The organism is Paraburkholderia sp. 22099 (genome assembly GCF_052045835.1).
Taxonomy (GTDB): domain Bacteria; phylum Pseudomonadota; class Gammaproteobacteria; order Burkholderiales; family Burkholderiaceae; genus Paraburkholderia; species Paraburkholderia terricola.
In genome coordinates this window covers 67,736-86,850 of record NZ_JBQEPU010000027.1, presented here as the reverse complement: position 1 = coordinate 86,850, position 19,115 = coordinate 67,736, and the positions used below count along the sequence as shown (strand labels likewise).

Annotated in this window: 14 protein-coding genes; 10 read left to right on the top strand and 4 right to left on the bottom strand. The window is 63.1% G+C overall.

Features of this window, described 5'->3' with window-relative positions; genetic code table 11:
* Positions 1–89: 89 nt before the first annotated feature.
* On the top strand, positions 90–3,689 hold the full coding sequence (locus ACTJLC_RS23595; protein ID WP_440845314.1) for an indolepyruvate ferredoxin oxidoreductase family protein: 3,600 nt from the start codon (positions 90–92) through the stop codon (positions 3,687–3,689).
* A 592-nt stretch (positions 3,690–4,281) separates the two neighbouring features.
* On the opposite strand, the gene ACTJLC_RS23590 is transcribed toward ACTJLC_RS23595, so the two are convergent.
* Both ACTJLC_RS23590 and ACTJLC_RS23585 read right to left on the bottom strand, forming a co-directional pair.
* Positions 4,282–6,564: an NADP-dependent malic enzyme gene (locus tag ACTJLC_RS23590; RefSeq protein ID WP_310131423.1), complete on the bottom strand. Its 2,283-nt coding sequence runs from the start codon at positions 6,562–6,564 to the stop codon at positions 4,282–4,284.
* 322 nt (positions 6,565–6,886) lie between these two features.
* Entirely contained in the window at positions 6,887–8,119 is a 1,233-nt protein-coding gene (locus ACTJLC_RS23585) for an MFS transporter (protein ID WP_310131421.1), read from the bottom strand.
* Positions 8,120–8,522: 403 nt separating this feature from the next.
* Here ACTJLC_RS23585 and ACTJLC_RS23580 point away from each other — a divergent pair, with 403 nt between their 5' ends.
* A complete protein-coding gene (locus ACTJLC_RS23580; protein WP_073432187.1) occupies positions 8,523–9,209 on the top strand; it encodes an orotate phosphoribosyltransferase in 687 nt (228 codons plus the stop codon).
* Positions 9,210–9,312: 103 nt separating this feature from the next.
* Here the strand turns inward: ACTJLC_RS23580 and ACTJLC_RS23575 are convergent, their stop codons facing one another.
* Complete coding sequence (locus ACTJLC_RS23575) at positions 9,313–10,002, bottom strand: response regulator (RefSeq protein WP_073432186.1); 690 nt, start codon at positions 10,000–10,002, stop codon at positions 9,313–9,315.
* Between the two features lie 258 nt (positions 10,003–10,260).
* Between ACTJLC_RS23575 and ACTJLC_RS23570 the strand changes: the two genes are divergently transcribed.
* The 7 genes from ACTJLC_RS23570 to ACTJLC_RS23540 all read left to right on the top strand — a co-directional run bounded on the left by ACTJLC_RS23570 (position 10,261) and on the right by ACTJLC_RS23540 (position 17,083).
* Complete coding sequence (locus tag ACTJLC_RS23570) at positions 10,261–10,863, top strand: YbhB/YbcL family Raf kinase inhibitor-like protein (RefSeq protein ID WP_440845310.1); 603 nt, start codon at positions 10,261–10,263, stop codon at positions 10,861–10,863.
* A 255-nt stretch (positions 10,864–11,118) separates the two neighbouring features.
* Positions 11,119–11,691 carry a flavodoxin family protein gene (locus ACTJLC_RS23565; protein ID WP_310131414.1) on the top strand — a complete coding sequence of 191 codons (573 nt, stop codon included), beginning with the start codon at positions 11,119–11,121 and terminating at the stop codon, positions 11,689–11,691.
* 189 nt (positions 11,692–11,880) lie between these two features.
* A complete protein-coding gene (gene argC / locus ACTJLC_RS23560; RefSeq protein WP_073432183.1) occupies positions 11,881–12,828 on the top strand; it encodes an N-acetyl-gamma-glutamyl-phosphate reductase in 948 nt (315 codons plus the stop codon).
* A gap of 274 nt (positions 12,829–13,102) precedes the next feature.
* Entirely contained in the window at positions 13,103–13,267 is a 165-nt protein-coding gene (locus ACTJLC_RS23555) for a hypothetical protein (RefSeq protein WP_440845308.1), read from the top strand.
* A 58-nt stretch (positions 13,268–13,325) separates the two neighbouring features.
* Positions 13,326–14,747 (top strand): DUF2957 domain-containing protein, encoded by a 1,422-nt coding sequence (locus tag ACTJLC_RS23550; RefSeq protein WP_440845306.1) that lies wholly within the window; start codon positions 13,326–13,328, stop codon positions 14,745–14,747.
* 98 nt (positions 14,748–14,845) lie between these two features.
* Positions 14,846–16,090, top strand: coding sequence for a DUF2957 domain-containing protein (locus ACTJLC_RS23545; protein ID WP_440845304.1), 1,245 nt, complete (start codon positions 14,846–14,848; stop codon positions 16,088–16,090).
* A 168-nt stretch (positions 16,091–16,258) separates the two neighbouring features.
* Positions 16,259–17,083 carry an OmpW/AlkL family protein gene (locus tag ACTJLC_RS23540; RefSeq protein WP_440845302.1) on the top strand — a complete coding sequence of 275 codons (825 nt, stop codon included), beginning with the start codon at positions 16,259–16,261 and terminating at the stop codon, positions 17,081–17,083.
* Positions 17,084–17,354: 271 nt separating this feature from the next.
* Here ACTJLC_RS23540 and ACTJLC_RS23535 read toward each other — a convergent pair whose 3' ends face one another.
* On the bottom strand, positions 17,355–18,224 hold the full coding sequence (locus ACTJLC_RS23535) for an NAD(P)-dependent oxidoreductase (RefSeq protein ID WP_440845300.1): 870 nt from the start codon (positions 18,222–18,224) through the stop codon (positions 17,355–17,357).
* A 94-nt stretch (positions 18,225–18,318) separates the two neighbouring features.
* On the opposite strand from ACTJLC_RS23535, the gene ACTJLC_RS23530 reads away from it, so the two are divergent.
* Positions 18,319–19,074 carry a Mut7-C RNAse domain-containing protein gene (locus tag ACTJLC_RS23530; RefSeq protein ID WP_073432178.1) on the top strand — a complete coding sequence of 252 codons (756 nt, stop codon included), beginning with the start codon at positions 18,319–18,321 and terminating at the stop codon, positions 19,072–19,074.
* The last annotated feature ends 41 nt before the right edge of the window (positions 19,075–19,115 follow it).

Here is a 19,115-nt window from a genome sequence, read left to right as displayed (position 1 = left end):
CAATATGGCGACCCCGGCCCCAAGCATTCACAAGATGCCGCGGCCCAAAAAGTTTTGGCGATCCCAAACTGGGTGGAGGAGTACACATAATGAATGCCCCGCTAGACGCAGGTCAGCGAGCCTCGCTAGAAGCTGCGCTCTCGTCCGTCACGCTCGACGACAAATACACCCTCGAACGCGGCCGCGCGTACATGAGCGGCATCCAGGCGTTGGTGCGTCTGCCCATGCTGCAACAGGAACGCGACCGGACCGCCGGACTCAATACCGCCGGCTTCATTTCCGGTTACCGTGGATCGCCGCTCGGCGCCCTCGACCTGTCTCTGTGGAAGGCGAAACAGCATCTCGCCGCGCATCAGGTCGTGTTCCAGCCCGGCGTCAACGAAGACCTCGCGGCGACCGCCGTGTGGGGTTCGCAACAGGTCAATCTGTACCCGAGCGCCAAATACGATGGCGTGTTCTCGATGTGGTACGGCAAGGGTCCGGGCGTCGACCGTTCCGGCGACGTCTTCAAGCACGGCAATTCGGCGGGCTCATCGCGGCATGGCGGCGTTCTGGTACTCGCCGGCGACGATCACGCGGCCAAATCCTCCACGCTCGCGCACCAGTCCGAACATATCTTCAAGGCGTGCGGCCTGCCCGTGCTGTTCCCCTCGAACGTGCAGGAATATCTCGACTTCGGTCTGCACGGCTGGGCGATGAGCCGCTATTCCGGCCTGTGGGTCGCGATGAAGTGCGTGACCGACGTCGTGGAATCGTCGGCTTCGGTCGATATCGATCCGCACCGCACGAAGATCATCCTTCCGGACGACTTCGCGATGCCTGAAGGCGGCTTGAACATCCGTTGGCCGGATCCGCCGCTCGTGCAGGAAGCGCGTCTGCTCGACTACAAGTGGTACGCGGCGCTCGCCTACGTGCGCGCGAACAAACTGGATCGCGTGGAAATCGATTCGCCCGATGCGCGCTTCGGCATCATGACCGGCGGCAAGGCTTATCTCGATGTGCGTCAGGCGCTGACCGACCTCGGTCTCGACGACGATACCTGTTCGCGCATCGGCATTCGCTTGTACAAGGTGGGTTGCGTCTGGCCGCTCGAGGCACAAGGCGCGCAGGCCTTCGCACGCGGCCTCCATGAAATCCTGGTGGTCGAGGAAAAGCGCCAGATTCTCGAATACGCGATCAAGGAAGAACTGTACAACTGGCCGGACGCGCAGCGTCCGCGCGTGTTCGGCAAGTTCGATGAGAAAGACGGCGCGGGCGGCGAATGGTCGGTGCCGATGGGCAACTGGCTGCTGCCGGCGCATTACGAGCTCTCGCCGGCGATCATCGCCAAGGCGATCGCCACGCGGCTCGACAAATTCGATCTGCCGTCCGACGTACGCGCTCGCATCGCCGCGCGCATCGCGGTCATCGAGGCGAAGGAAAAGGCGCTCGCGCGGCCGCGCGTGGAAGCCGAACGCAAGCCGTGGTTCTGCTCCGGCTGCCCGCACAACACGTCGACCAATGTCCCGGAAGGCTCGCGTGCGATGGCCGGCATCGGCTGTCACTACATGACTGTCTGGATGGACCGCAGCACCAGCACGTTCAGCCAGATGGGCGGCGAAGGCGTCGCGTGGATCGGCCAGGCGCCGTTCACCCACGACAAGCATGTGTTCGCCAATCTGGGCGACGGCACTTACTTCCACTCGGGCCTGCTCGCGATTCGCGCGGCGATCGCGTCGAAGGCGAACATCACCTACAAGATTCTCTATAACGACGCGGTCGCGATGACGGGCGGCCAGCCGGTCGACGGCGTGCTGACCGTGCCGCAGATCACGCATCAACTCGCCGCCGAAGGCGCGACGAAGATCGTCATCGTCACCGACGAGCCGGAGAAGTACCACGCGAATGTGGGCCTCGCGCCGGGTATCGACATTCACCATCGCGACAAGCTCGACGAAGTGCAACGCCAGCTACGCGAGGTTCCCAGCACCACGATCCTGATCTACGACCAGACCTGCGCGACCGAGAAGCGCCGCCGCCGCAAACGCGGCACGTATCCGGATCCGGCACGCCGCGTCGTGATCAACGAGGCCGTGTGCGAAGGCTGCGGCGATTGCTCGGTGAAGTCGAATTGCCTGTCGGTCGAACCGGTCGATACCGAATACGGCACCAAACGTCAGATCAACCAGTCGACGTGCAACAAGGACTTTTCGTGCGTGAACGGATTCTGTCCGAGTTTCGTGTCGATCGAAGGTGGGCAGTTGCGTAAGCCGAAAGCCGCGTCGGGCATCGTCGCCGATGCCATGCCGCCGGTGCCGGAACCCGCATTGCCGTCGATCGGCCGCCCTTACGGCGTGCTGGTGACGGGCGTCGGCGGCACGGGCGTCGTCACGATCGGCGCGCTGCTCGGCATGGCCGCGCATCTGGAGAACAAGGGCGTCACCGTGCTCGACGTCACCGGCCTCGCCCAGAAGGGCGGCGCCGTGATGAGCCACGTACAGATCGCGCAGAAACCGGGCGATATCCACGCAACGCGCATTGCAATGGGCGAGGCGAGTCTCGTGATCGGCTGCGACGCGATCGTCACGGCAAGCGACGAATGCGTCTCGCGGATGCAGGCAGGCCATACGCGCGTTGTGCTGAACAGCGCGCACACGCCGACAGCGGAACTGATCAAGAACCCGAACTGGCGCTTTCCCGGCAGCAGCACCGAAGCCGACGTGCGCGCCGGAGCGGGCGACGAGTGCGTCGATACGGTCGATGCGAACCACTTCGCCGTCGCGCTGCTCGGCGACGCGATCTATACGAATCCGTTCGTGCTCGGCTACGCATGGCAGCGTGGCTGGGTGCCGCTCACGTATCAGTCGCTGATGCGCGCGATCGAGTTGAACGACGTTCAGGTCGAAAAGAACCGGGCCGCCTTCGAGTGGGGCCGTCGTGCAGCGCACGATCTGGCTGCGGTGCGCAAGCTCGCGCAGTCGCAAGGACGCGGCGCCGCTGCTGAAACGGCAAGCGGCAAGATCATCTCGCTACATACGCCGAAGGCGCTCGACAGGCTGATCGACAAGCGCGCCGACTATCTTGCCGCGTGGCAGAACGCGGCGTACGCCGAGCGTTATCGCGCGTTGGTCGCTCAAGTGCGTGCAGCCGAGTCGGCGCTCGATTCGGCCGACGATCAGTTGCCGTTGACCGAAGCCGTGGCGAAGAATCTGCACAAGCTGATGGCGTACAAAGATGAGTACGAGGTTGCGCGCCTCTACAGCGACCCGGCGTTCATCGACAAACTGAAGGCGAGTTTCGAAGGCGACTGGAAACTGCATATCCATCTCGCGCCGCCGGCGTTCTCGAAGAAAGACGCTCAAGGTCATCTGATCAAGAAGAAGTATGGACCGTGGGTGTTCAGCGCGATGCACGTGCTGGCCAAGCTCAAGTTCCTGCGCGGCACTGCGTTCGACCCGTTCGGCAAAACGGAAGAGCGCCGTACCGAACGTGCGCTGATCGGCGAATATGAAGCGCTCGTGCGTGAACTGATTGGCGGCCTGACCGCGCAGAAACGTGAGCTGGCCATGGAACTCGCGAATCTGCCGGACGGCATTCGCGGCTACGGTCACGTGAAGGAAAACAACCTGAAGGGCGTGCGCGTCAAGTGGAACGAATTGCTGACGCGCTGGCGCTCCACCGAGACTGGAAAGACGCAACACGCGGCGTAATCCGGCTGGCCGCGTCGGCCCACATCATGGGCCCCGGAAACGGAAAAGGCGGCTGTCCTCTCGGACAGCCGCCTTTTTTTGCTTGTTTCGACACATGATGCGTGTGTACGAGAACAAGCGGTACTGCCTCTTGCAACAACACAACAACACAACAACCAATCAAAAACAAACAACAGGAACTGCTAACTTCTACTGCAACTACGAACTTCTACTGCAACATCATCAAATACAACTACCAACTACCAACTACCAACTACCAACTACCAACTACCAACTACCAACTACCAACTACCAACTACCAACCAACTACCGAGACGAAGCGCCGCGCCAGACGATCCACGGATTGAACTGCCGACTATTCCGTTGTCATCGCGGTGTGCTGCGCTTCGGGAACAACTTTACAAAAGTGTCACAGAAAATCGAATAAGAGCACTCTTAAAAGACGCTCATCACATTGAGATGCATTAGGACGACAAGTCGCACAGACCGAACCTGCAAATAAAAAACGCCACGGAATCAACTCCCGCGGCGTTTTCGTCAGCTTGTCGCGAACGCCGCGATGCGGCGCCGCTTCACCATCAAACTACCTGCATTACTGCGCGTTGACCTTCTTGCGTGCGTTAGCCGAAGCCACCGCCGTCATGTTGATGATCCGGCGCACGGTCGCAGCCGGCGTGAGGATGTGCACCGGCTTTTCGGCGCCGAGCAGGAACGGTCCCACCGTCACGCCTTCGCCGCCGACCATCTTCAGCAGGTTGTACGTGATGTTCGCCGCTTCCACATTCGGCATGATCAGCAGATTCGCTTCGCCCGTCAGTGTCGTGCCGGGGAACGCGGCCTTGCGGACCGCCTCCGACAACGCCGCATCGCCGTGCATTTCACCGTCGACTTCGAGCGACGGCGCGCGCTCCGCAATCAGCTTGCGCGCCGCGGCCATACGCTGCGACGACGACGAAGGCGCGCTGCCGAAGTTCGAATTGGACAGCAACGCCACCTTCGGCGTGATACCGAACTTCTCGATTTCGCGCGAAGCCAGCATCGTCATGTCGGCGAGTTGTTCGGCGGTGGGCGTTTCGTTCACGTACGTATCGCAGATGAACAGATTGCGGCCCGGCAGCATCAGCAGATTCATGGCGGCGAAATTCTGCACGTTTTCGGCCTTGCCCAACACCTGCTCAATAAAGTTCAGATGCGTGTGGTACTGGCCGATCATCCCGCAGATCATGCCGTCCGCTTCACCAAGGCGCACGAGGATCGCGCCGATCAGCGTATTGAACTTGCGCATCGCGGCCTTCGCGACGTCCGGCGTGACGCCTTCGCGCGCGCCGAGTTCGTGGTACGCCTGCCAGCATTGCTGATAACGCGGATCGTCTTCGGGATCGACGACCTCGAAGTCTTCACCGCACTTGAGCTTCGAGCCCACCTTCTTCAGACGCATCTCGATCACCGACGGACGGCCGACCAGAATCGGCTTGGCGATCTTTTCCACCAGCACGAATTGCGCGGCGCGCAGCACGCGCTCGTCCTCACCTTCGGCGAACACGATGCGCGCCGGCTCCGACTTCGCCGCGGCGAACACCGGGCGCATCACCATGCCGGTGCGATACACGGTCGTGCCGAGTTCTTCACGGTACGCGTCCATGTTCTTGATCGGACGGGTCGCGACGCCCGAATCCATCGCTGCTTGCGCGACGGCCGGAGCGATCTTGATGATCAGGCGCGGATCGAACGGCTTCGGAATCAGATATTCCGGGCCGAATTCGAGCGAGTGACCTTCGTAAGCCTTCGCGACTTCATCGCCCTGATCGGTTTCTTCCGCCAGTTCGGCGATGGCGCGCACGCACGCGAGCTTCATCTCTTCCGTGATCGTGGTCGCGCCGACGTCCAGCGCGCCGCGGAAGATGAACGGGAAGCACAGCACGTTGTTGACCTGGTTCGGATAGTCCGAACGGCCCGTCGCGATGATGCAGTCCGGGCGCACTTTCTTGGCTTCCTCGGGGCGGATTTCCGGCTCCGGGTTGGCCAGCGCGAGAATCAGCGGCTGCGTGCCCATTTCGGCGACCATTTCCGGCTTCAGCACGCCGGCGCTCGAACAGCCGAGGAACACGTCGGCGCCGCGGATCGCGTCAGCCAGCGTGCGCGCGTCGCTGTTCGCCGCGTAGCGCTCCTTCGACGGATCGAGATTGCCGCGGCCTTCGTAGATCACGCCCTTCGAGTCCGCGACCAGAATGTTGTGCTTCGACAAACCGAGATTCACCAGCAGGTCCAGGCACGCAATCGCCGCCGCGCCCGCGCCCGAACACACCAGCTTCACTTCGTCGAGCTTTTTGCCGACCACTTTGAGGCCGTTCAAGATCGCCGCCGAAGCGATGATCGCGGTGCCGTGCTGGTCGTCGTGGAAGACCGGAATCTTCATGCGCTCGCGCAGTTTCTTCTCGATGTAGAAGCATTCCGGCGCCTTGATGTCCTCGAGGTTGATGCCGCCGAGGGTTGGCTCAAGCATCGCGATCGCTTCGACCAGTTTGTCCGGATCGGACTCGCTGAGCTCGATGTCGAACACGTCGATGCCGGCGAACTTCTTGAACAGACAGCCCTTGCCCTCCATCACCGGCTTGGCGGCGAGCGGGCCGATGTTGCCGAGACCGAGCACCGCCGTGCCGTTCGTGATCACGCCGACGAGGTTGCCACGCGAGGTGTACTTCTGCGCGTCGAGCGGTTCTTCGTAGATCGCCATGCAGGCTGCGGCGACGCCCGGCGAGTACGCAAGCGACAGGTCGAGCTGGTTCGACAGCGGCTTGGTGGGCGTGACCGAAATCTTGCCGGGTTTCGGGTTCTGGTGATAGGCGAGAGCGCTTTGCTTCAGTTGTTCGTCCATTTTTTGGCCTGCGAGACGTAAGAAATTGGGCCCGGCACACCGCACCGTTGGCGTCGCTTGCATCTATCGAATGAATGATCGACTGAGGCGGTTTTCGCATGCGCCGGTTGGGCGCGGCGTCGAACCTCGGCGGAGGACAAGACGGTGCGGAAGTGCTGCGCGGGTCGGTTAGTGTACACCCCGGATGCGTCGATGCACTGGGTGGTTAACGCGCCGCGCCATTGGCGAAACAGCGGCGGACAATGCTGCAACGCCGCATCCAGCGGGCATTCGGCGCGTTGTCATGCATCGGCATTTGGGCGTCATTGGTGGTCGGCCAAACTCACTGAAGCTCGGCGCCGCGCCGTTCGGGAATCAGAAAAAGCGTCGCGAAGATATCGAGCAAATAGATCGACGCGAGCACGGCGAGCGCGGCGCCGAACGAATAGCGCGCGGCCAGCGCACCCACCGCGACCGGCCCAAAACCGCCCATCGCCCGTCCAATGTTGAACAACACGTTCTGCGCGGTGGCGCGCGCCTCGGTCGGATAAAGCTCGGAGATCAACGCGCCATAACCGCCGATCATCCCATTGACGAACACGCCCATCGCCGCGCCACCGATCAGGAGCGTCATGGGCGTCGTCAGATGGGCGTAGACGAATACCATCACCACCGCGCCCGCCTGATAAAACAGAAAGGCCGGCTTGCGGCCGAAGCGGTCGGCGGCCATGCCGAACAGCCAGATGCCGCACGCCATGCCGAGAACCGTGACCGCGGTCCACACGCCGGATTTGGTCAGCGAGTAGCCGAAGGTTTTCGACAGATAACTCGGAAGCCAGATCATCAGCCCGTAATAGCCGAAGTTCTGCACCGAGCAGAGAATCGCGACGCCCATGCTCGCGCGCGCAGTCCTTCCATCGGCCACCAGCAATTTCAACGGCAGCCTACGCATGCCGCGCGCCGAACGCTCGGTAAACAGCGTCGGCTCCTCGACCCGCCGTCGCACAAAGAAAGACACAACGGCGGGCAGCAAGCCAAGCGCGAACATGCCGCGCCAGCCGATCACCGGCAACAGCAGCGGCGTCAGCAAAGCGGCGCCGAGCACGCCGAACTGCCATCCGAGCCCGACATACGACGACACGCGCGCCCGCTGCGACGCCGGCCACGCTTCGGCCACCAAGGTCATCCCGATGCCGAACTCGCCGCCTAGTCCGATGCCGGCGATGGTCCGGTAGGTCAATAGATCGGCGTAACCTTGCGCCAGCGCGCACAAACCCGTGAAGACGGCGAAGATCAGGATGGTCCACGTCAACATTCGCACGCGTCCGAAATAGTCGCTCAATACGCCGAAGATCAGACCGCCCGCCACCGCGCCGATCAGCGTCCACGTGACGAGCGAGCCGGCCTGCGCGGAACTCAGATGCAGGTCGGCGGCAATGGCCGGCAGCATGAAACCGAGGATCAGCAGATCGAAGCCGTCCATTGCATAGCCGAGCACCGAGGCGATCAACGCGCGGCCGGCGTAGCCATTCCTGATGGATGCACCGGCGGCGGCAGCGGGGGAAACGGCGGTCATCGAAGGTATTCCGTAGGTGGGACGGCCGGCAACGATAAACCGGCGCGCAGGAAATTCGCGTGAGTGTAAAGGCGCCCCAGCCTGCTCACAAGCTGACCAAAAAGCCTATGCGAAACCGCCGGACAGCCGCTCCCGCCACCGCCCCGGCGGCCCGCCCGGCGCGCTCCCCACGACCGCCATTCGCCGCCGGCGCCCACCACCGCCTCCTCGAAAGTGCTCATTTCGAGTAAAATGTCGGCCTACGCGCGCAGCAAAAACCGGCCTGCACTCCACTGACCGGTTGCGTATTCGCCCATCAAGGCGTGCCTATCGAGGCGCCGCCCAGCATGGCGCGGCATACGTCGCTCGCTGCGCCACCGGGCCCCGCGTCCGCTTCTCCCCGCTCACACCCAAGGATTCGCCCATGACAGGCTTCGATCGCCAGACGATCTCCGACACCACCGCCAAGATGCTGCTGGAAGTCCAGGCAGTGCACTTCAACGCGGAGAAACCGTACATTTTCACGTCCGGCTGGGCGAGCCCGGTTTATATCGACTGCCGCAAGCTGATTTCGTATCCGCGCGTGCGCCGCGGCCTGATGGAAATGGCCGAAACCACCCTCCTGCGCGACGTCGGCTATGAGCAGATCGACGCCGTCGCCGGTGGCGAAACCGCCGGCATCCCGTTCGCCGCATGGCTTTCCGACCGCCTGATGGTGCCGATGCAATACGTGCGCAAGAAGCCGAAGGGTTTCGGCCGCAACGCGCAGATCGAGGGTCTGCTGACCGAAGGCCAACGCGTGCTGCTGGTCGAAGACCTGACCACGGACAGCCGCAGCAAGATCAACTTCATCAATGCGCTGCGCGGCGCGGGCGCCACAGTGAACCACTGCTTCGTGCTGTTCCACTACAACATCTTCAAGGAAAGCGTGTCCGTGCTGAAAGACATCGACGTCGATCTGCACGCGCTCGCCACGTGGTGGGACGTGTTGCGTGTCGCGAAGGAAAACAGGTACTTCGACACGAACACGCTCGACGAAGTGGAAAAATTCCTGCATGCGCCGGCCGAATGGTCGGCAGCCCACGGCGGCGCCACCTCGGCGCCGCAGTAAGCACCCCGGCAACGAACGCGGCCGCTTATGCGGCCTGAATGACAAGGCCGCCTGTCTCATCGACAGGCGGCCTTTTCTTTTTACTCACGAAAAGCACGTGAAATTAATGCAGATCGCCCTTGTCTTCCACGGAGTGAGACGAGAGATTCAGCAGGCCGTTGCTCTGCGCATACTGGAACAACTCGGAATCGCGATCGATGCCGAGCTTGCGCATCGCCGTATTTTTCTGCGTGCTGATGGTCTTGATGCTGCGATTGAGTTGCTCCGAGATTTCCTTGATCGTCATGCCCGACACGAACAGGCGCACGACTTCGAGTTCGCGCCTCGACAGCATCACCTCTTCGTTCTTACCACCGGCGTTCATGCGCAGCGCATCAAGCGACGCCTTGACGGACGGACTCATGTATTCGAGGCGGCGGCTCACATGCTGCACCGCGAGGCCGATATGACTCAGATCGTCCGACTTGTTGACGACCGAGGTCACCCCAATTTCACTCAGCCGCTTAAGCAACGCGGCATTCTCCAGCATCGTCAGCACGACGATTGGCAGATCGGGAAAATTGCGGCGCAGATAGCCGATCAGCGGCAGCCCATCGCCATACTGGCCGCCAGGCATGGCCAGATCAGTGACCAACACGTCGCAAGCAACTGTTTGCAGCACCTTGATCAGTTCCGTTGATTGTCGCGCCCGTGCGACGACCTGCAATCCGGGGAATTTGAGCAAGGCTTGCTCGGCGCCGAACAGAATTACCGGATGGTCGTCGGCGACCACGACCCTGACTGGATCTTGCATTGCGCTCCCCTCTACGAATAAACCACTCTCCAGAACATCGGACATGTCTTTTTTCTTCGTACTTAGACTGATCGCTTATACGGCCCCGCTCCACGCGGATAATCCTCGGACTATAGCTGATTTCGGGTGGGCAAAGGCGCCGAAGCACAACAATGATGCGCAGAGCTAATGTTAGACTTGATCCGACCCTGGGGCACGGAATAGGGACAATAACCATCGCGCGGCCACCGCCTCGCGCCCTGACAGGAGAACCGGCACATGCGCTCGCGTTGCCTGGTTGTTTCGCTCGCTTCGCCATTTCGCCGTATGCCGTCGTTCACTTGCGCGATGCTGGGTCTCGCGTTAGTGGCGGCGAACGGCCCTCATGCGCTCGCCGAGGGTGCATTCGCGCTGACCAGCGCCAGCTTTCGCTCCGGCGGTACCGTTGACGCCGCACAGGTTTTCAATCAGGACGACTGCAAGGGCGGCAATCGCTCGCCGCAGTTGACGTGGCGCGACGCGCCGCCCGGCACCCGCAGTTTCGCGGTCACCATGTTCGATCAGGATGCGCCGGGCCGCGGCTGGTGGCATTGGGCGGTGGCGGGCATTCCGGCCACCGTCGGAAGCGTGCCGGAGAACGCCAGTTCCTCCGGCTTCCTGAAGAAACTCGGCGCGGTGGAGGCCCGCAACGACTTCGACATCGACGGCTATGGCGGCCCTTGCCCGCCGCCCGGCAAACCGCATCGCTACGTCATCACCGTTTATGCGCTGAACACGGCCGACCTCCGCCTCGCGCAAGGCCGTCCCGCGCTGATGTTCGATCACGAGATCGGCACCGCGACGCTTGGCAGCGCGCGGATGGTCGTCAATTACGGGCGGTAGCTTCGGCTAGTGCGTCGTGCGTCGACCGGATGCGCCGCTGGGCGACCGCAGCGATGCCCGGCCGTCAGGAGGCCCAGGGCGGACCGGGGACGGGCAGACTGCTGCGATCAGATTGCCCCGCCGCGAACTTCCCATCATCCGCGCGAGCTAATGTGTGCAGCCGGACTAGAAGCGGCATGCATCCAGATGTCCTGCGCCGCAGCATCCGCGTGCGGTCGCTGAATCCACGTTCTCTTTCACTTGCCGGAGATTGTCATGTCGAAGATCGTCATCGCGTATCACAGCGGCTACGGCCATACGAAGAAAGTAGCGGAAGCCGTACTGGCGGGCGCGCTCGAAGCTGGAGCGGACGCGAAACTCCTGCCGGTCGGCGAGCTCGACGACGCGTCGTGGGCCGAACTCGCCGCGGCCGACGCCATCATCTTCGGTGCGCCGACGTACATGGGCGGCCCGTCCGCCGACTTCAAGAAATTCGCCGACGCAAGTTCGAAGCCGTGGTTCGGCCAAACGTGGAAAGACAAGATCGCGGCCGGTTTCACCAATTCGGCGACCATGAACGGCGACAAGTTCTCGACGATCCAGTACTTCGTCACGCTGGCGATGCAGCACAGCATGATTTGGGCGGGCACCGGCATGATGCCGTCGAACACCAAGGCGGCGACCCGCAACGACCTGAACTATGTCGGCGGCTTCACCGGCCTGCTCGCGCAGTCCCCGGCGGACGCCTCGCCGGAAGAAGCGCCGCCCGCAGGCGATCTGGAAACAGCGCGCATGTTCGGCGCGCGCATTGCCGGCGTGACGGCGCGTTGGATCGGCGCGGCACGCTAGGCAAGCACACGATTCGCCGCGAACCGGACGGCATCGGCCCGCATCTGCCCGACAACAGGTCATGCCGACGTCACGTTCGGCGCGCATCGTCGTTTTTTCACCCGTTCTGCACGCCCGCGGCCATGAAGTCTTAAAATAACGTTCCCGCGCGGCGTCGCGCCCCGTTTCCAGCAAGCCAGTGAGATCGAGATGAGCACGAAAGTTTTTGTCGACGGACAGGAAGGCACGACCGGCCTGAAGATTTTCGAATACCTGTCGCAACGCGCCGACGTGGAGATCCTGCGTATCGAGGAAGCGAAGCGCAAGGACCTCGAGGAGCGCCGCCGTCTCATCAATGCTTCGGACGTCACGTTCCTGTGCCTGCCGGACGTCGCCTCGCGCGAATCGGCTTCGCTGGTGGCAAACGAGCGCACGGTGCTGATCGATGCCAGCACCGCCTTTCGCACGGCCGCCGACTGGGCCTACGGCTTGCCGGAACTGGCGCGCTCGCAGCGCGAGCGTCTGCGCACCGCCAAACGCATCGCCGTGCCGGGCTGCCACGCGTCGGCCTTCGTGCTGGCCATGCGCCCGCTCGTCGAAGCAGGCGTGGTGGCGCCGGAGTTTGCCGCGCACGCTTACTCGATCACCGGCTACAGCGGCGGCGGCAAGAAAATGATTGCCGACTATGAAGCGGCCGGCAACCAGAAGCTCAAGAGTCCGCGCCCGTACGCACTCGGTCTCACGCACAAGCACCTGCCCGAAATGGCCGCGCATACCGGCCTGAAGGCGGCGCCCGTCTTCACGCCGATCGTCGGCGACTTCTACAAGGGTCTCGCGGTCACCACCTTCTTCTCGCCGAGCCAGTTCTCCAAGAAGACGACGCCGCAAGACGTGCAAGCGCTGCTCACCGAGTACTACTCGGGCGAGGCTTTCGTGCGCGTCGCGCCGTTCGATGCGGAAGCCAACCTGGACAGCGGCTTTTTCGACGTGCAGGCGAATAACGACACCAACCGTGTCGACCTGTTCGTGTTCGGCAATGAAGAGCGTTTCGTGACCGTCGCGCGCCTCGACAACCTGGGCAAGGGCGCGTCGGGCGCGGCGATTCAGTGTATGAATCTGGCGATCGGCGCCGACGAGGAAGCCGGTTTGAACCGCTAAACAAGTTTGCTTATATGCGCGGCAATTCGCCGTCGATTCGTAAAGAAAGCCGGTCTCTAAAAGACCGGCTTTTTGTTTTAAAAGCAACCTCCGTTTAAATGACATTCGCCTGCAGTTAATCAGCAGCAATCCGATTTCTTTCAAAATGAAATAAATAGTCTGCCGATCAATGCGACGGTAATTGTTTCTGATTTCGACCTATGCAGCATAGTTTTCCGCGTAGGGTAACTCCGGATTTTTGGCCGAACGGTCGTTCGAAGATGATAGAGCCATTTTGCTCAAAGGCTTGCCTGCAAAGGACATGCGGGGAAGCAACGGTATCGCGCCCAACGCGAAATCTCCTTTTCTGTTTAAAAGGACGGCCATCGTCCGCACGGTGCGCGTCCGGCAAAAAACCGTGCTGTTTGAATCGGCCTTTTTAGACGGCTCATTCAATTGACAGGCATTAACCTCCCGGCGAAATTACTTCGCACAATTACACGAAGGGAGACAACAGCATGTCGCACGCCATTATTAGAGGCCTGGCGATGGCCATTGCCACGGCCCCAATCCTGATCGCTTGCGGCGGCGGCAAGGCCGACAATCCAGGCGCTATCGACACGCCCCAATGCTCGGGTTCGAGTTGCGGCGTGCAAGGCCCGCCCGCCTCGGGCGCTCAGGCAGCGGGCTTGTGTCCGGCCACCGCCGACATCGCAAAGAACACCTTCCTCGGCGGCGCCGGCAGCGGCGAGGTGGTCCAGTTGAACATCGACGCAACGGCGATGACGTACACGCTGAAGTGGCTCGAGTCACCGATTCCGCTGCGCACCGGCACCGTCACGCCGACGCGCGCCGGCACGCAGATCACCGGCGCGGTGATCCACCCGCCGACCGGCACGCTGCCCACCGCCGAACAGACGCGCTGCGCGTTCATACTCGGCGCGGGCACCGGCACCGCCGCAGGCGACGGCCAGCCTTATACGACGCCCGATTTCGCCCACAACCCCAATCCGCCGATGATCCTCGTCGGACTCGGCGTGGCGGGCGGCGGCATTCCGGGAGCCACGGTGCAGTTTGACGGACTGGACATTCCGCTGGTCGGCTCGGGTATCGGCGCGGTGCCCAGCCGCCATTTCGACTTCTATCCGTTCCTCGGCTTCGCCAGCACCACCACCGACATCACGAAACTTCCCGGCACCTATAACGGCTTGCTGTATCACCTCGCGCCGTCGGGCAACTATGCGACGGTCGCGACCAACACGGTCGAAACGTTCGACGCCAGCGGCACCTGCACGAGCAGCAACACGGCTAATCCGAACTACTCGCCGAATGCCGGCGGCTGCCTGAGCACCGGCAACCCGTGGACGCTGAACGGCAACGGCTATTTCGACAGCCAGCAAGCGCCGCAAATCGTGCCGCAGTTCAAGCTGCCGATCATCGGCGCGACCGGCAAGTCGGCGACGGCGCACATGATCCTCGGGCAGATCAACGGCGCGACGGTGCCGCTCGTCGTGCGCACGGGCTTTATCAACCTCGGCACCGCGCCATTCCATCTCGACGCGAAGGTCGACGACGAATCCGGCATCGCGATGCTCGCCGCGGCCACGCCGCTCGCATCGGGCGGCTTCGACGGCGGCTACGCCGGCGCGGATTCGAACTTCAAGTACACCGCGACGCTGATCCGGGGGAACGTCGGCACGTTCATCAACCCGAGCACGTCGGCGGCGGAAAGCGGTTTCGGTCTCGGCTATGGACTGCAGAGCCCGGGGCTCGTCGGCGTGCAGGACAGCAACGGCAAGACCGGCTTCGCGATTGCGTCCGGCGGCCTTTACGCCATCGAAATCCAGGGCGCGGAGAACGGCGGCATCGCATCGACGTCGGCCAACGCCGATACGCCGAGCACGCCCTACTTCGGCATCGGAGCGCAAATCAGCAAGTAAGCGGCGAAGGCTTGCCAGGGGCACTCAGAGACATCACTAAAGCAAAGGTGGCGGGACAGGGAGCCGGCCACACACAACGAGAAAATTCAGGAGGCGGTATGACATGGAGAATCCTTTCGGTGCTCGCTCTTGCTGCACCGTTGCTGGCAGCGTGCGGCGGTGGTGGCGGTGGCGATGGCCCAGTGACCGAAGTGCGCCTTTGCCCCGCATCGCTCGACTACGGCACCGTGTTTACAGGCGGTGGCGGTGACGGCGAACTGGTCAAGCTGCAACTCGACACCAGCAAGATGACCTGGCAGGTCAGCTACATCGAGTCGCCCGTCCCGGCGACCACCGGCACGGTCGTGCCGACGCGCGCCGGCCTGACCGCCAGCGGGACGCTCACCCAGGAAACCCTGCTGCCGACGAACAAGCTCAACCAATGCGCGTTCCGGCTGAACGGCGCGAGTCTCGATCCGGCTCGTCCGGCGCGGATTTTCGTCGGCGAAGGCGTGGCGGGCGGCACGATTCCGGGCGCCGAGATTTCGTTCGGCGGGATTCTCGGCGTGGGCGCCGTGCCCGACACCAAGTTCCCGTACTACCCGTTCATCGGCTTCTCGTCGATTGAAACGAGTCTCGCGAACGTGGCCGGCACTTACAACCAGTTGGGCTATCACCAGGTTCCGTCGCAGAACTTCGCGCCGGTCGCGGTCGACTCCAGGATCACGATCAATGCGGACGGCACGTGGAGCGAGTGCGACAACACCGGCATCAACGCCGGCAAGTGTCAGCAGCCCGGCACGAACTTCGCGCAGGCCGCCGACGGCAGCGGCGCGTTCCAGACCAACAACTTTCTCGGACAGGCGAAGCCGACGCTCGCCAGCACGCCGAAAGCGCGTGGCTACATGATCGTCGGCAAATTGCGCAACCAGTTGGTGCCGATCCTCGTGCGAACCGGCGCGGCGAACTCGTCGGTCACGGTGCCGCAGAACGGCGAACTCGGACCCTACGCGGACGACGAATCGGGCATCTCGATCCTGGCGCCGCAAAGCGCGGTCGCGGTGAACGCCCCGAACGGCGAGTACATCGGCGTGGATAGCCAGTTCGACTATCGCACCACCGCGCTCGAGGGCAAGCAGGCCACGTTGCTGGATCCGTTCAACCCATCGCAGGCATCGCTCGCCACCGCGCTCGATCTGGACTTCACGCAAGCCGTCCCCGGTCTGGTGACGACGACGCACGTGGGCGCATCCACGGGCGCCACGCCGACCGGAAAGATGATCTTCACGGGCGGAGTATTCGGCTACCTCGATATGACCAACGCGGCCTCGCCGTACTTCACGATCGGCGCGTTCGTCCAGTAATCGACGCATCACGCGCCGCCCATTGGCAATCAGGCGTTCGGGCCGCGGCCGACGCGTAGCGTTGCAACGCGGCAGCCCGCGCTCGCCCGGCGTTCAGCGCGCCGGCGGGTAGACAACCGCCGCCGCTCGCCGCGCGATCACTGCGACGAGCGTCCCAGGAGGAGCAGCATGAAAAAAATCTATCTCACGATATTGGCCACCTGCTTGTCCGCGGGCGCGCACGCCCAGCGTGCGGGCGACAACGTCGCCACGCTTGGCTGGTTTCACGTGATGCCGCAGGACTCGAGCACGCCGCTCACCACCAACGTCGCGCCGACGCCGATCAATACGCCGTTGCGCCTGCCAAATTCGTTCACGTCGGCCGGCACGAGTTTGTCGACCAATAACGCGAACACCGTCGGCCTCGTGTTCAGCCATTACCTCACCGATCACATCGCGGTAACGACCGTGGCAGGCGTGCCACCGGTGTTCAAGATCTACGGCCACGGCACCATCAGGCCGCCCGGACCGGCGGGCGCGCTCGGCCAGCAGGACCTGGGCGACCCGCAAGCCAATCCGATCGTGAAAAGCGTGCGGCAGTGGAGTCCGGCGCTGCTGTTCCAGTACTACTTCAATGCGCCGACGGCGAAGTTTCGGCCGTTCGTCGGCATCGGCGTGTCGTACAACTGGTTTTCCGATATCCAGTTGAGCCAGAACTTCGTGCAGTCGACGCAGAACAATCTCGGCGCCGTGCTCGCCGCCGGTGCGGGCAAGCCGGGCAAGACCCAGGTGTCGGCGAAAGCGTCGTCGTCGTGGGCGCCGGTGTTCAATGCGGGCCTGGCGTACAACATCACGGAGCATTGGGGCTTGGTGGCATCGGTCACGTACATTCCGCTCAAGACGACGTCGTCGGTCATCATCAAGGCGGCGGACGGTACTGAACTGGGCGTCTCCCGGGCGGACCTGAAGGCCGATCCGATCATTTCGTTCCTGGCCGTCTCGTACAGGTTCTGAATTCAGCGCGGGTGTGTGGCAAAGCCGGCGGTCTTGTGCAAAGGCCAAGCCGGCTTTTTCATTTATAGGGGAGCTGGAAAATCGGGGCAAAAAAAAGCCCGCCTAAGTTGGCGGGCTGAATCCATATCAGAGGAGACATGGAGGAGACAAGGCAAACTATAGCAAATCGTTTGGTGCGGCGCAACATTCAAATAAGGGTTGACCCTCTGCGTTGCTAAAATGCAACACGTCGCGCGAGGCTCGCAAGGCGCAATGACTGCGCGACGGATGCCTAGCGCCCGGCCCGCCGCGCCGCGACCTGCCCAAGCACGGCGAAGTCTTTCTCGCCGTCGCCGTGAGCGACCGCTTCGAGCAGACTGTCGCGCACCACGCTTGCGATCGGGAGCGGCGTCGTCACGGCATCGGCTGCGGCGAGCGCGAGACGCAGGTCCTTCAGCCCGAGGCGCGCCTTGAAGAGCGCCGGCTCATAGCGCTGCTCCGCGATCATCTTGCCGTAGCCCGAATAGACCGGTCCGGTAAACAGGCCGCTCGTGATGATGTCGAGGAAATCCTGCATCGCAAGGCCGTGGCCGGTCACGAGCGCGCCCGCTTCGCCGAGTGTCTCGACGGCCGCGCCGATCATGAAGTTAGCGGCGAGCTTCATGACGTTCGCCTGCTGCGGCAGCGAACCGATGCGCCATGTTTTCTGACCGATCACGTCGAAGATGGGCTGAACCTGGTCGATCGCTTCGGCCGGGCCGCCGGCGACGATCGTCAGCTTGCCCGCCGCCGCGACATCCGGCCGCCCCAGCACCGGCGCGGCGACGTAGTGGACGCCGCGCGACGCGTGCGCGGTCGCGAGTTCCTCGGCCAGCGCCACCGAAATCGTCGCCATGTTCACGTGGATCAGGCCGCGTGGCGCATGTTCGAGCAGCGTCGCGGTCACGACTTCGCGCAACGCGGCATCGTCGGCGAGCATCGAGAATACGGCGTCGCCCGCGAACGCTTCAGCCGGCGTCGCGACGATCGTCGCGCCGGCGTCGGCGAGCGGCTGCGCGCGTTCCGGCGAGCGGTTCCACACGCGCACCTGGTGCCCAGCTTTCAACATGTTGGCAACCATCGCGGCGCCCATCTCGCCCAGGCCGATAAAACCGATGTCCATCTGTCGCTCCATCTTCTAAAGAACTGGAAGTAAAGCACACCCATGCAACACGTGCAGGAGAGCGCGCAGCGAAACACGGTGCGATACTGCTGCGATGGTGACCGCGACATTCCGCTTCTATGAGGAGCTGAACGATTTTCTCGCCCGGCCGCTGCGCCGGCGCGCGTTCAGCTACGCCTGCGCGCGCGGCGCAAGCGCGAAGCACATGATCGAGGCGCTAGGCGTGCCGCATACCGAGGTCGAGTTGATTCTCGTGAACGGCGAGTCGGTCGGTTTCGATCATCCGCTGTCGGACGGCGATCGCGTCGCCGTCTATCCGAAGTTCGAAGCGCTCGACATCCAGCCGCTCCTGCGCGTGCGCGAACGGCCGCTGCGAGTGATGCGCTTCATCGCCGACGCGCATCTCGGCGGTCTCGCACCGCTGTTGCGGCTTGCCGGCTTCGATACGCTGTTCGACAACCATTACGCCGACGCCGATATCGAAACCCTCGCCGTCGCGCAACAGCGCATCGTATTGACACGCGACCGCGAACTGCTGAAACGCCGCAGCATCACGCACGGCTGCTACGTTCGTACACTGAGGCCTCGCGAGCAGTTGCGCGAGGTGTTCGAGCGGCTCGATCTGGCGGGCAGCGCGCAGCCGTTCCGTCTGTGCCTGATGTGCAACGCGCCGCTGCGGCGCATCGCCAGGGAAGAAGTCGGCGCGCGCGCACCCGACGGCGTGCTGGAACGGCACAGCCAGTTCGTCACCTGCGACGTGTGCCGGCGCGTGTTCTGGGAAGGCACGCACTGGCAACGAATGCGCGCGTTGATGGATAGCGTGGCGGGCGCGCGGAACGCGTCCGCGTGAGGTTGCTGGCCGCGTCTTGCGCACCGTCCAGACGCGTAATC

What these genes read in the sequence shown, in the direction of transcription:
- ACTJLC_RS23595 (WP_440845314.1), top strand. Translation starts at nt 90, where the DNA reads ATGAATGCCCCGCTAGACGCAGGTCAGCGAGCCTCGCTAGAAGCTGCG.
- ACTJLC_RS23590 (WP_310131423.1), bottom strand. Translation starts at nt 6,564, where the DNA reads ATGGACGAACAACTGAAGCAAAGCGCTCTCGCCTATCACCAGAACCCG.
- ACTJLC_RS23585 (WP_310131421.1), bottom strand. Translation starts at nt 8,119, where the DNA reads ATGACCGCCGTTTCCCCCGCTGCCGCCGCCGGTGCATCCATCAGGAAT.
- ACTJLC_RS23580 (WP_073432187.1), top strand. Translation starts at nt 8,523, where the DNA reads ATGACAGGCTTCGATCGCCAGACGATCTCCGACACCACCGCCAAGATG.
- ACTJLC_RS23575 (WP_073432186.1), bottom strand. Translation starts at nt 10,002, where the DNA reads ATGCAAGATCCAGTCAGGGTCGTGGTCGCCGACGACCATCCGGTAATT.
- ACTJLC_RS23570 (WP_440845310.1), top strand. Translation starts at nt 10,261, where the DNA reads ATGCGCTCGCGTTGCCTGGTTGTTTCGCTCGCTTCGCCATTTCGCCGT.
- ACTJLC_RS23565 (WP_310131414.1), top strand. Translation starts at nt 11,119, where the DNA reads ATGTCGAAGATCGTCATCGCGTATCACAGCGGCTACGGCCATACGAAG.
- argC (WP_073432183.1), top strand. Translation starts at nt 11,881, where the DNA reads ATGAGCACGAAAGTTTTTGTCGACGGACAGGAAGGCACGACCGGCCTG.
- ACTJLC_RS23550 (WP_440845306.1), top strand. Translation starts at nt 13,326, where the DNA reads ATGTCGCACGCCATTATTAGAGGCCTGGCGATGGCCATTGCCACGGCC.
- ACTJLC_RS23545 (WP_440845304.1), top strand. Translation starts at nt 14,846, where the DNA reads ATGACATGGAGAATCCTTTCGGTGCTCGCTCTTGCTGCACCGTTGCTG.
- ACTJLC_RS23540 (WP_440845302.1), top strand. Translation starts at nt 16,259, where the DNA reads ATGAAAAAAATCTATCTCACGATATTGGCCACCTGCTTGTCCGCGGGC.
- ACTJLC_RS23535 (WP_440845300.1), bottom strand. Translation starts at nt 18,224, where the DNA reads ATGGACATCGGTTTTATCGGCCTGGGCGAGATGGGCGCCGCGATGGTT.
- ACTJLC_RS23530 (WP_073432178.1), top strand. Translation starts at nt 18,319, where the DNA reads ATGGTGACCGCGACATTCCGCTTCTATGAGGAGCTGAACGATTTTCTC.